The organism is Methanospirillum sp. (assembly GCF_028679455.1).
Lineage (GTDB): Archaea > Halobacteriota > Methanomicrobia > Methanomicrobiales > Methanospirillaceae > Methanospirillum.
This window is the reverse complement of the sequence record NZ_JAJRBM010000116.1, coordinates 1-10,970: the sequence shown is the minus strand read 5'-3', so window position 1 is coordinate 10,970 and position 10,970 is coordinate 1. Positions and strand designations below refer to the sequence as shown.

15 protein-coding genes are annotated in these 10,970 nt (G+C 47.0%); 8 read left to right on the top strand and 7 right to left on the bottom strand.

Features of this window, described 5'->3' with window-relative positions:
• A partial coding sequence (locus tag LUQ50_RS04025) for a hypothetical protein (RefSeq protein WP_300036548.1) occupies positions 1-190 on the top strand: 190 nt, incomplete at its 5' end.
• 76 nt (positions 191-266) lie between these two features.
• Here the strand turns inward: LUQ50_RS04025 and LUQ50_RS04020 are convergent.
• The gene (locus LUQ50_RS04020; RefSeq protein ID WP_300036545.1) at positions 267-488 is read right to left on the bottom strand and encodes a hypothetical protein; all 222 of its coding nucleotides are present in this window, start codon (positions 486-488) and stop codon (positions 267-269) included.
• 114 nt (positions 489-602) lie between these two features.
• Here LUQ50_RS04020 and LUQ50_RS04015 point away from each other — a divergent pair, with 114 nt between their 5' ends.
• The 4 genes from LUQ50_RS04015 to LUQ50_RS04000 all read left to right on the top strand — a co-directional run bounded on the left by LUQ50_RS04015 (position 603) and on the right by LUQ50_RS04000 (position 2,763).
• Entirely contained in the window at positions 603-1,127 is a 525-nt protein-coding gene (locus LUQ50_RS04015) for a GrpB family protein (protein WP_300036542.1), read from the top strand.
• A gap of 418 nt (positions 1,128-1,545) precedes the next feature.
• Positions 1,546-1,938 (top strand): DUF3795 domain-containing protein, encoded by a 393-nt coding sequence (locus tag LUQ50_RS04010; RefSeq protein WP_300036539.1) that lies wholly within the window; start codon positions 1,546-1,548, stop codon positions 1,936-1,938.
• A gap of 171 nt (positions 1,939-2,109) precedes the next feature.
• Positions 2,110-2,271 carry a hypothetical protein gene (locus tag LUQ50_RS04005; protein WP_300036536.1) on the top strand — a complete coding sequence of 54 codons (162 nt, stop codon included), beginning with the start codon at positions 2,110-2,112 and terminating at the stop codon, positions 2,269-2,271.
• A 348-nt stretch (positions 2,272-2,619) separates the two neighbouring features.
• Complete coding sequence (locus tag LUQ50_RS04000; RefSeq protein WP_300036533.1) at positions 2,620-2,763, top strand: hypothetical protein; 144 nt, start codon at positions 2,620-2,622, stop codon at positions 2,761-2,763.
• 910 nt (positions 2,764-3,673) lie between these two features.
• Here the strand turns inward: LUQ50_RS04000 and LUQ50_RS03995 are convergent.
• From LUQ50_RS03995 to LUQ50_RS03980, 4 genes are all read right to left on the bottom strand, one after another.
• Positions 3,674-3,985: a hypothetical protein gene (locus LUQ50_RS03995; RefSeq protein WP_300036530.1), complete on the bottom strand. Its 312-nt coding sequence runs from the start codon at positions 3,983-3,985 to the stop codon at positions 3,674-3,676.
• A gap of 95 nt (positions 3,986-4,080) precedes the next feature.
• The gene (locus tag LUQ50_RS03990) at positions 4,081-6,978 is read right to left on the bottom strand and encodes a hypothetical protein (RefSeq protein ID WP_300036526.1); all 2,898 of its coding nucleotides are present in this window, start codon (positions 6,976-6,978) and stop codon (positions 4,081-4,083) included.
• Positions 6,971-7,177, bottom strand: a complete 207-nt coding sequence (locus LUQ50_RS03985) for a hypothetical protein (protein WP_300036523.1) — start codon at positions 7,175-7,177, stop codon at positions 6,971-6,973. Before LUQ50_RS03985 ends, LUQ50_RS03990 begins: the two co-directional genes overlap by 8 nt.
• Positions 7,161-7,526 carry a hypothetical protein gene (locus LUQ50_RS03980; RefSeq protein WP_300036520.1) on the bottom strand — a complete coding sequence of 122 codons (366 nt, stop codon included), beginning with the start codon at positions 7,524-7,526 and terminating at the stop codon, positions 7,161-7,163. The genes LUQ50_RS03985 and LUQ50_RS03980 overlap by 17 nt, the downstream gene beginning before the upstream one ends.
• Before the next feature lie 577 nt (positions 7,527-8,103).
• Here LUQ50_RS03980 and LUQ50_RS03975 point away from each other — a divergent pair.
• The 3 genes from LUQ50_RS03975 to LUQ50_RS03965 are packed head-to-tail and all read left to right on the top strand — an operon-like array spanning position 8,104 to position 9,438.
• A complete protein-coding gene (locus tag LUQ50_RS03975) occupies positions 8,104-8,613 on the top strand; it encodes a hypothetical protein (RefSeq protein WP_300036517.1) in 510 nt (169 codons plus the stop codon).
• Positions 8,597-9,196, top strand: coding sequence for a hypothetical protein (locus LUQ50_RS03970; protein WP_300036514.1), 600 nt, complete (start codon positions 8,597-8,599; stop codon positions 9,194-9,196). Before LUQ50_RS03975 ends, LUQ50_RS03970 begins: the two co-directional genes overlap by 17 nt.
• Positions 9,193-9,438, top strand: a complete 246-nt coding sequence (locus tag LUQ50_RS03965; protein ID WP_300036511.1) for a hypothetical protein — start codon at positions 9,193-9,195, stop codon at positions 9,436-9,438. The genes LUQ50_RS03970 and LUQ50_RS03965 overlap by 4 nt, the downstream gene beginning before the upstream one ends.
• A gap of 236 nt (positions 9,439-9,674) precedes the next feature.
• Here the strand turns inward: LUQ50_RS03965 and LUQ50_RS03960 are convergent, their stop codons facing one another.
• Both LUQ50_RS03960 and LUQ50_RS03955 read right to left on the bottom strand, forming a co-directional pair.
• Positions 9,675-10,478 carry a hypothetical protein gene (locus tag LUQ50_RS03960; protein ID WP_300036508.1) on the bottom strand — a complete coding sequence of 268 codons (804 nt, stop codon included), beginning with the start codon at positions 10,476-10,478 and terminating at the stop codon, positions 9,675-9,677.
• Positions 10,479-10,766: 288 nt separating this feature from the next.
• On the bottom strand, positions 10,767-10,970 hold a 204-nt coding region (locus LUQ50_RS03955; protein WP_300036505.1), incomplete at its 5' end, for a hypothetical protein.

Sequence of the window (10,970 nt, the reverse complement as noted above, 5' to 3'; positions counted from 1 at the left end):
AGACCCCGCTCGCTTTTCCCGGACAACCCATCCACTAAATGAAGATCTAACTAAGAATAATAATAATTATAATAATAGAACGGGAAGAGAGGATCATACAGCCACCACCTGCCCCCATGATCACATCACATTATATACCTGGATCTCCCGTTCTTCAGAGAGTACAAGAAACAGGAATCACCGGGATTAATTGTGCAAGAACCACTTGCACAAATTTGTATATCAGAGATCCGATCATCGGGATCGGGGATGTGGTAAAGCCCATATTAATATGGCATAGGAAGATGACCGGGCATGAAGAAGGTATCAAACGCCTGGACCATGCCTGGTTTGGTCATGAGTGAGATCGAAGGGAGAAGGGAGGGAGAGGGTATCGTAATCATAACAATGAGAAGATTTGAGGCCACATCCTGATGCTGTCCGAAATATGAGATGACAAATGACCAGGTTGTGCCATATGAGATGACAGTTACATGAATGGGAAACATAATTTCATAAATCATTCACTATTTGTCAACAAGTTTCCTGGTTAAGTGAACTGATGTCAACTATGCATATTTTGATTTCATCATCGTAAGAAATTATAGGATCGTTTCACCAGTATGAGAACAATAACAATAGCTCAGGCTGATCCCGGATGGGCTCACGAATTTTTGAAGATCAAAGCAATGATATCAGGATATATCGGGGATCAGATCATCGGGATTGAGCATGTCGGAAGTACTTCGGTTCCCGGGCTTGGAGCAAAACCCATCATCGACATCGACGTGGTGATAGAGGACATGACCTACCTTCCGGCAATTATCGAACGCCTTGGTCATGCCGGGTTTCATCATGAGGGAAATCTTGGGATTGAAGGGAGGGAAGCATTCAAACGAAGGTTTAACGACGAATTTATGCCCTATCACCTGTATGTCTGCCCTAAAGATGGTAAAGGATATCTTGAGCATATCGCTTTTCGGGATTATTTGAGGTCACACCCAGATACTGCCCGGGAGTATGAAAGGCTTAAACAAAAATTGGCCAGGTTGTATCCTCATGATATCGACGGGTACCTGAACGGGAAAAATGGGTTTATTAAGGGAGTACTAGCAGAGATGTTGAACGATAATGATCCCCATTGCTAATGGATGAAACGGTTGTTTTGATTTGGGATAATACCCGTCATTTTTCCAACAGTGAATAAATCCCCGAATCAGATTGGGATCAAACAACCCATCTAACGTTTGATTGGTATCAGTATGGGAGAGCGGGACAAAAACCCCAATCCTTTCCCGGAGCGGGAACCCCCGCTCGCTTTTCCCGAACACCCCTTTCTCTAAACATAGATCTAACTAAGAATAATAATAATTATAATAATAGAGCGGGAAGATAAGATCATAGAGCCACCACCCGCCCCCATGATCACACATCTCTGCATACCTGGATCTCCCGCTCTCCCGCCCGGTGATCCAACAACAACCGGATCATCCCTAAATCAAAAAACAGACACCGGATAAAGAGAGGATTCGTCCCGCTCAAACACCTAATATCCCGCTCACAACCATGATCCAACCAGACCTAATCGCCCCATGTGGCATGAACTGTGCATTATGCCAGGCCTTCCAACGACCGAAGAACAAGTGTCTGGGATGCAGAGATAAAACACCGAAGAATGCCAAATCCTGTGAGAACTGTTTCATCAAAAATTGTGAAACCATCAGAACCAGCCCAGCTCATTTCTGCTATGACTGTCCTGATATGCCATGCAAAAAACTCAAACATCTGGACACCCGGTACCGGACAAAGTACGCAATGAGTATGCTGGACAACCTGAATGAGATCAAGGAAAAAGGAATGGACTCGTTTCTCAAAAGCCAAACTGCAAAGTACACCTGCCCCACATGTGGCGGACTCATCTGCGTACACAAAGGCCGGTGCCTGACCTGTGAGCCCTGAATAATGAGAGATCGTATATCACTCTGCTCACCTAACCCTTTCGACAGACCGGGAAAACCCACATCTAATATAATAGTATTACCCGAGAATCCAGGTTAAGATACCGTATCCTTGTGTAGATATCAGATTCAGAGGAGATTGATAACAGATCAGAACAATTAGAAGTGTACTATGACTGGCGAAGGAATTTCTAACGCCCCATCTGTTGCAAAAGATCCAGTCTCGTGCCCGATACCTCCCAGTTCAAGCCTTACTAACCGGATTTATGGAGTATTTCAGATTCAAAATGAATCAGTAATTGAAGAGATTGCTGAAAGTGACATCCTTGAATAATATCAAAGACATACCCTCCGGCACAAGGGTAATTGTTGATACCAACATTTTTGTATACCTTACTGCTCCTCACCCACGATTGGGACCTGTTTGCAGAGACCTCGTCTATCGTGTTGAAACCGGAGATATTCAGGGGTACATTCCTCATCCAGTTGTATATGAAATTCTGCACCGCCTGATGATAGAAGAGATAATCAGGTAAGGAGAGGCATTTGAAGGTATTTCAGCGGTCAGATACCTGAAAAATAAACCAGAAGCGATTCAACATATGACCCTGGTATGGGATGTGTTCTCTGTCCTGAGAAGTATCGGATTTGAATTGATACCTGGTACCAGACAAAGTACGCAATGAGCATGCTAGACAACCTGAATGAGATCAAGGAAAAAGGAATGGACTCGTTTCTCGCGACCCAGATTGCAAAGTACACCTGCCCCACATGTGGCGGCCTTATCTGTGTACACAAAGGCCGGTGCCTGAAATGTAATCAATAATCTGTAAATATTAGATAAAGAACATGAAGAAAGGGATTTGTATCAGTTTTTTGGGAAATAACCAAACAAGATCTCCTCATTGGCTGCTTCTATTAATCCTAGAATTTTTTAATTTGGGCAAGAATTAGTTCGTCTCACATACTAAACCGTCATTATCTCGATCCAGCTTGTGAATGTCTCCTTTTCCCTGAACTTTACAATAGTTAAAACAATCTTGACCAGTTGCACCATTGGGCAGAGGAAAATCTTTGCAATTGTAAGTATCTCCTGAACAATCACATATCGCTTCAGAAGTTGACACCGATTTTGAAGATGTTACGGATGATCCTGTTAATAGAAGTAAAATACAGAAAAAGACTCCAATAAATTTTAATGTACTCCATCGACCAATCATAGTTTTTCCTTTACCTTTTATACATTAAAATTTGCGATTTGTTTATCAAATGCATGGCAAATTTTTATCAGGAATTATAATGTTTAAACACGTATTATCGATCCTATTTTGAAAAAAGGTAAATTGGTCAATTGCTTTTGTCTTGATTCTCATAAATGAGATTACATTACTGTCTTAATCGCTATTAAGAAACAGCCCCAGTTACTAAAGTTTTCAAAGGATATCTTTTTCTGACAAATAAAAGACTACAACTCATTCCCGTAAATGGAAACAAACATGCGAATATCCCCTTGAATAAGATCTCATCCTTTGTATTATATGGGACTGATACTCTTGAGATCCATAAAACCGGAAGAGAAAAACCCTTCCGATTTATGTTACCTTCAGGTTCAACCGCAGATCTCAGGAACTTCTGCATAACTAACCTGATCGGCAAGTGACTATGAAATTCTCAATAGCCGATCAACCGTCTACCATTTTAATCCTACCAGATAGGAATGAAAATGCGGAGCATTTTCATCTTATTTTACTAATGGGACCCTTCCGGTTCTTCCCCTCCATAACTGCTCTCACCCTGGCAACCGGAGTTGCATAACTCACTCCTCCGATATCCAGGTACAGCCCCCGGCCACTATCAGAGAGCTGGACTCTTCCCCACGAAAACTTTCCGTTTCCAAGACCGGCAAGAGTCACCGTGAGAACATTTCCCGGGATCTCAAACCGTCCAACCTCATCGATAAACACCACCAGGGAATCACCTTCCCTGATCATCCGTCCACAGAGTTCAAATCCGGAACAGGTCTTCTCTCGCTCGATAAATTCACTCATAGTACTCATCACACCACAAAATTGTTCATAATATTACATTGACACTATACAGTACAACTTCCCCAAACCTGCCACAAATTTAGAATATAAGTTATCTACGGAGGACCTGGAGTAGAAACATGGGGGTCTGGCTCAGCTGAAATCAGCCTCTGATAGCACTGATCGCAGATGTGAACTCGTGCATCCGGATCTGACCAGACAGCAGTCTTTCGATCACAGACCTGACATCGCCCACTCAGAACTGTTCGTCTCACAAGCGACTTTGTCTCGATAACTCCGGGAAGAGGAAGAATCGACGAAACCTCCCGGGAGACTGCACGATGATAGCACGAAGCACACAACATCCGCACAATCTTCGCAGAACTCCCACGAGAAAGACGCTCCTGATACTGTGTCGGACGTTTCCCGCAGACACTGCACCTGCGACGATCAGGAAGACCTGAAATCTTACCAAAATTTCTGGATTTCACATCAGAAAACGACATCGCCGTATCTGAAACCGGCTCTACAGAGGCGTCAGGCCTATCATCGGGATGTGAATCAGAACCATCAGAATCAGGATCATCTCCCCCGTCATCATCACCAAGCCAGACACTCCCGCCCTTCTCCCAGGCATCATACAACACCGCATCCCAGAGATACACCCGGGATCTCCGCATCGTCGAGCAACCCTCATCGCCACTCGTCACCGTCCGGTCAAGAAACGAGACAGCCGGACACTTATCAAGCAGACCAGAGTAGGTCTTCCCATACGAATGATACCCGTGAAGCAGTTTTCCAACAGAAGAGTTCGAGATCCCGGTCACCTGCTGAAGCTCGGCAATCGTCACTTCTGACTGATCCAATGACGTAAACGCCTCTATAAGGACACTCTCACGCTTCGTCAGCTTATTTGCTTGGGCTCCGGTCTCACCGTTCAGCGTCGCATAGAGCCGTGCAGCCTGTGTAAAGTCATCACGGTTCGCAATCACACACTTCACAGACCCGATCTCCTTCGACTCACGCTGACACTGATTCAGAGCAGCATTCGTCCTGATCAGATCGAGCAGCATATCAGGATTCCTCCGGTTCTCTGCCGACTGAAACCTGATCTTCGTTGCATACGGAATCACCACCCAGACCGGTGAGAGAGACTCCCAGATCTGCCTGCAGACAAGCACCTCCTCTGATTCAGGACCGGTGACATCAGGAAGACTCTCTGCACTGCAGAGCGTCCGGTCAAGCACACGTTTGTCCTGCTCCTCCGAGTCGTCGATCCAGCAGGTCAGCATCCGGTTAAAGACCTGGTCATCACCAGGACCCTCAACCTTTGCAATCCACCAGACACACCGCTCAGGAATCATGCAGATCTGTGCCTTCCGGTCCTTGTTCACCGTCCGGTACATAAACGGCTTCTGAAACGAGGTCGTCACACCCTTGAGGATCTCCTGCATCTGGTCGGAGAGGCTCACATCATCGAGTGTGATAACGCTCCCAGATGAGAGATCATCCATGTAAAACAGGGCCTTGTCACTCATCCGGCCCTCAAGACGGAACCGCTGAGGAACAAGACTCATCATCATCTCTATGGCATGGGATTTGCCTTTCCCTGACTCACCGGTGATAGAGACATGCAGCCCTTTGCTGTTGATCACCGATCTGGATGCAAGCGAGTGAACGAGACACTCGGCAACCGTCAGATCGCCCTCGTGAACAGATGCAAACGTCTTAAGAAGAAACGAGAGGGGATCCTCTGACTCAAGGATCCCGGTGCACCGGGAAAGAACCGTCTCGGTCACGAGAGGATCTTCGAGGGCATCTGCCTCTTCTGCTCCGGCATCAGAGCATGACTCCTCGTACTGAGCACGTGCCTGTGCAAGTTCATACTCTGTCGGACGGCAACGCCCTTCTGCCTCGTTCTTTGCCCTGATCCGCTCTGATCTCATCCTCGCCAGACGTGTCTCAACATCAGGTTTCCCTGGCTCAAACATGGCACGAAGCTCGGGCCACCGCTGGGTTCCGCTACCACACGAATCATGATGACATCCGGCAAAGATAGCACCGTTCGCGAACTGAATCGCATACGCCCCGTCAGAATGGGCCGAAGAGAACGGACAGTCATCAAGCACAAAGAGACGACCGCTTCCGTATGGCTTCTCAGTACAGGAGAGACCATGCTCAAAGAGCCAAGATGCAAGATCGATCCCACCTTCTGCGAACGTTCTCACCTGACCATTGCTTCGGTTCTGCTCTGAAACCAGGGCGGTGACCGGCAGCATGGAGACCAGTGACTGCAGTTGTTCACCGCTGACCACACAATCAGGTGAACCCTGATCTTCGGGAACCGAGAGGATTCTGGATCGCCGGTGCGGACGGTCAGGGAGATTATCGCCTTTCCGCGAGATCGTCCCGTACACCTTCCAGATTCGTGATGCATTTGAGTTCGAGATATCGACCTTGCACCTGGAGTCTGAAAACCGCAAGTCAAGTGAATCAAGCACCGATTTTACCAGTATTCTGCTCGGATCGTCGTTCGGTAGATCGATAGCATAGAGCAGGTGTGCCCCGTTACCCGAGTCTGCAATAATCGGTCGTGGCCATCCGATACCGGTGAGAAATTCAGCGATGGAATCTGCCCGTGAGAGAGCATCTGCATGCTCCTGCTCAGATGATGAGACCCCTGATGGACGGACCGGATCGATATCGATCGGCAGCCACCTGCGGGAGATGATATCGCTATCACCCGTACTGGAATCCTTCTTGCCGAGCCTGAACTTGATCCGGTTTGCCCGTCGTGCAAGCAGGGTAGGGTTCACCTCGTTCAGGGTGACATAGATCCCCGTCACATGAGAATCGCTATCAAACGAGAGCAGGGCAGAAGCAGCTTTCTCATGGTCGTCAAAGTACCCCGAACCTACCCCGTCATCACGGATGATCCTGATCTCGATCACCCTGCCGGGAACCGACAGAAGACCAAGACCAGATCTGATGCAAAGATGAGGATCTTCAGCCATACATACTCCGCATGACAGGTCTGATGACCGTCTGATCCTGCAGAACACTTCTGATCAGAATCAGATTCCGGTGAAAGTATGACCTGACACACATCCTTCTCCCTCTTTCAGAGCATCCCGATCCAATGCCGGATGCTTCACCGTGCTGAACCGTGCATACGTACACATAAATAGCACGGGAGTCAGAAGGTGGCGTCACACTCCTCCCTGATGCAGAGCGCTCCACCGACATAGATCTGATACCGTTTCCAGTACAGATTTTCAAATATCCAGTACTGGATCTCCCCGGGATACTCTCCGGTACGACGGATGAGGGTGAGATTCCTTATCTCATCGTGAATCGCCTGGGGTGTGTTTCTTCCCCGAAACGAACGCAGTTTGATGAATATCAGCCTGCCTTCTCCATTCCATGCGATCAACTGAAACGGAATCCTCCTGCCACTCTGTCGTTCGGTAATCCGGGCCACGTGAAAGCCGCGTGACTCGATTGATTCTCTGGCTGCATATTCGGCTGTCCGGATAGTATGATACACGGGAATGAGTCTCATATCGCCCCCGTTATCACGTTTCGTGAACCATTACCGCACCGAGAACGATTCAGGATCTTCATCCTGAACATAATCACCGTTCCACCATTCGGGATGGATATACTTAACCGAATTGCCGATAATACATGATTACTCCCCGCGTTAATCTGCCTGCAAGCTTGAGTAACCGACGGGGAGTATACCCATTTCATCTGACTCCTTCTAGTCTCATGTTGACACCTTTTGTGATGATGCTCTTCTGTTATGGCCGCTTTGTCCTGAACTCAGGACAATGTCACATGGTAGCTTTATTGTAATTCTAAATCTTTTGGTTTGAGAATTCAGTTTAAGAGAAAGCTTTATTATTAAACACGGATTCTCGTTTTTTGGAACAGAGGTTAACCAGATGTACTGCGCATATGATACTGACACCGGCGAGATCGAATAGGGAGGCCATATGTACATGCGGGAGATCTCATTGCACGTCCGTTCAGCGATTGAAGCGATTTATGAGCCCTGTTTTACCCCCCATCCGGAACGATTTATTACTGTACGACCTACCACATAGTGTCGCAGGCCATGCGACAGGGGAAACGACATGGGGGATTTCACGCAAAAAAGCGTCGTCAAGTCAGCGGTACGAAAGCTGACTGCACCGATTGCAGACTACACGACTTTCAGCTCAATTATTCAGGATATCATTGAGAACAACCCGTGGGGTTGCACACCGTACGAGTCTGCAGGAGTTGCCAAACCTGCGGTTGAGAAGAGCAAGGAAGCATATGCTGCATCGATTGTGTACGAGAATACCGAAGCGAAACAGATCGGAGCCATCCCGGTCAGGGGTCCGACCATGGCAGCAGTTAACACCACAGTCACTCAGATCACCGGTAATGCTGCTATCACAACCGCGATGGGGTCAGGAGTAAGTGCATCACGTGATTCATCGGAGGACACCTTCAGTTGTACACTCAAGTGTCATGCAACCAGCGGTGAACTCTATTCAGTGATCTTCAAACGGGACAGTATCACACTCTCAAGTTACGAGAACGATGCAATCAGGACCGCTCTTGAATCCTGGGCTGATACCGTTGCAGTCCTGGCATAATCACCTCATCGGGCATGTTCAGGGGGAGAACATGAAGAGAGGGTGCTGCATCGCCGGGCTGCTGTTTCTCGTGCTTGCCGGATGTGTCGGGGCAGAGTATCTCTCCACGACCGTCAGGTCAGACGGGTCGATCATGCTGACGGGATCGGGTTCTGATGAAAACGGATCGTTTGCTTCCCGGGTGATGACACAGGGTCCGGGATTGGTGAGCAGATCGATAACCGGAGAAGAGGATATGAAGACCGATCTAGCCGTGCACAGCGACGGATCGCTCCTCTACACTGACTCAGCATCAGCACGACTTATCCAGCCCGGGATTCGCGAACTTTGCGCATTCCTGCAGGCACCATTTGAGCATGAGATCGGGGAATCATCGCTCGTGGTATCAGGAATTCTACATCATGGGGATCTTGATGCATCCCGGACAATCGGGCCAGAACTGGATGGACTGACCGCGGTAAACGGGTCAGGTATGCTGCTCTTCGGATCAGGAAGCCGGGAGAACAGGACCTTTTCAGGGAGAGGGTTTGTCACCGGAAACATGACGGTTAACGATATGGTCCGCTACGGGGGGAGGGTATGATCCTTGAGGTGATCACCGGGATCTCGTGCGGTACAGCAATCCTGAACGGGGCAGGGATGTACCTGCTGTACAGGAAGTACAGATTCCTGGCAGAGGAATCACTTGAGTTTGCCGGAATGGTGATATCTTCCCTCAAAGAGAACGAGGAAGGAACGATTACGATGGATCCGGTCTCGCTTGCCGGAGTCTCCATGGATCACATGAGCAGACTGGGCGGGATTGTGAGTTGGATGAGAGGATAATCCTCTCACCGTTTGGTATGCCATACGGATCATCAACTCATCTTTTGGTAAAACGTCATGGAAAATGATGAAAAAACTATTGTCAGGAAAAACCCGGAAGTGGTCCGAATGCGGTCCCTGTGAACATATCTATTCAAGGGAAGGTATTTTTCATATTTGGATGGACTCGTGTTCATAACTCAATACCAGGAAGGGATCATCACCAAAATAACATTCGACCGTAAAAAAAAGAGGTTTTAAGAGGATTCGGTACTCGTGTTGGATGCACAACTGGTGCAATCCTCACAGAATCCTTCTTTATATGGTTGTGATGGATCCACTCCGGGATTATCTTTTAAATACTTGCTCAGTTTCAATACGCCTACTTTTGACATATTGATTGGTTCACCGGATATGATGTAATCATTACAGAGGGTTTTGTTTTCACAATTATCCGCTCCATGTACTGCAATACTCCATTCGGATAAGTTTTCAACCAGACCACAGTCACAGACCGCATATGATGAAGCAACCCGATCCGTATTGATATCTTCATTTATATCTACTGGGAGGACAGTACAGGGTGCATTCCAACAATCTGCGTACTTTCCGTCCCCGGTTTTGTTTGAACAGGATTTTAGATACACATCGCCGGTGTAATCTGCCGGGGTATTATTTGGATCAATCTCATTTCCTTCAATGGGTGCAGCATCAATGAATGAATAGGTGGAGGTGACCTGCCCAACTGCATACCCTCCTTTGATCATCCATTGTCCCCCATTTTTATCATAATACATCCCGACGGCATCCCACTCATTACAAGGCAGTTTTCCCATAGATGTTCCATTTTCAACAGTACAGGAGCAACGCATTTTTGTAGGATCGTCCTGGTCTGGAATACAAAATGCGGTGTCACATATTGCATACGGCTGATTACAGGCATAGGAAAACTTATCAGATTGTTCTCCGGTTTGATTTCCTACTTTTTCTGCAGTTACACCTGAAATTAAGGAGGATATGATTAGTATCCCAAAGGTTACAAGTAGTGTTTTTCTCCACATGGACATTCCCCGTACAAAGAGTAACAATACCAAAATGATCACTTGAATTATTTAGATGTATTCATTTTGTCTCCAATAATGTATAACTAACAGGGGACCTATAAAACCATGAAACCGCTATGCTGATTCGCAACAGGCTTCATTAATGAAATGGTAATACAATGTCGGGTCAAAAATCTGTGAGCGTTTACACATAGTTCATATCGGTAAAATGGAAGGTAAGACTCAGGGATTAATCCCATTATCGGTGAGAAAAATTAAAAAATAGAGAGAACAGTCTCACACGAGTTACTTGATAATTAACTCAGCATATTGCAGATCTTTCTGATTCGCCGGATCCCAGATGTTTACCCGTGCCGTGCTTGGATATATCTTCTGATTAACGATATCCCATCCGTTGGGCATAGGATTATTATTATTCTCTTTCTGGTTTGTTGCATCCCAGATATTTACATGATAGGTACCAGGGCTGAGTGGTTTTCCGTCATCGTT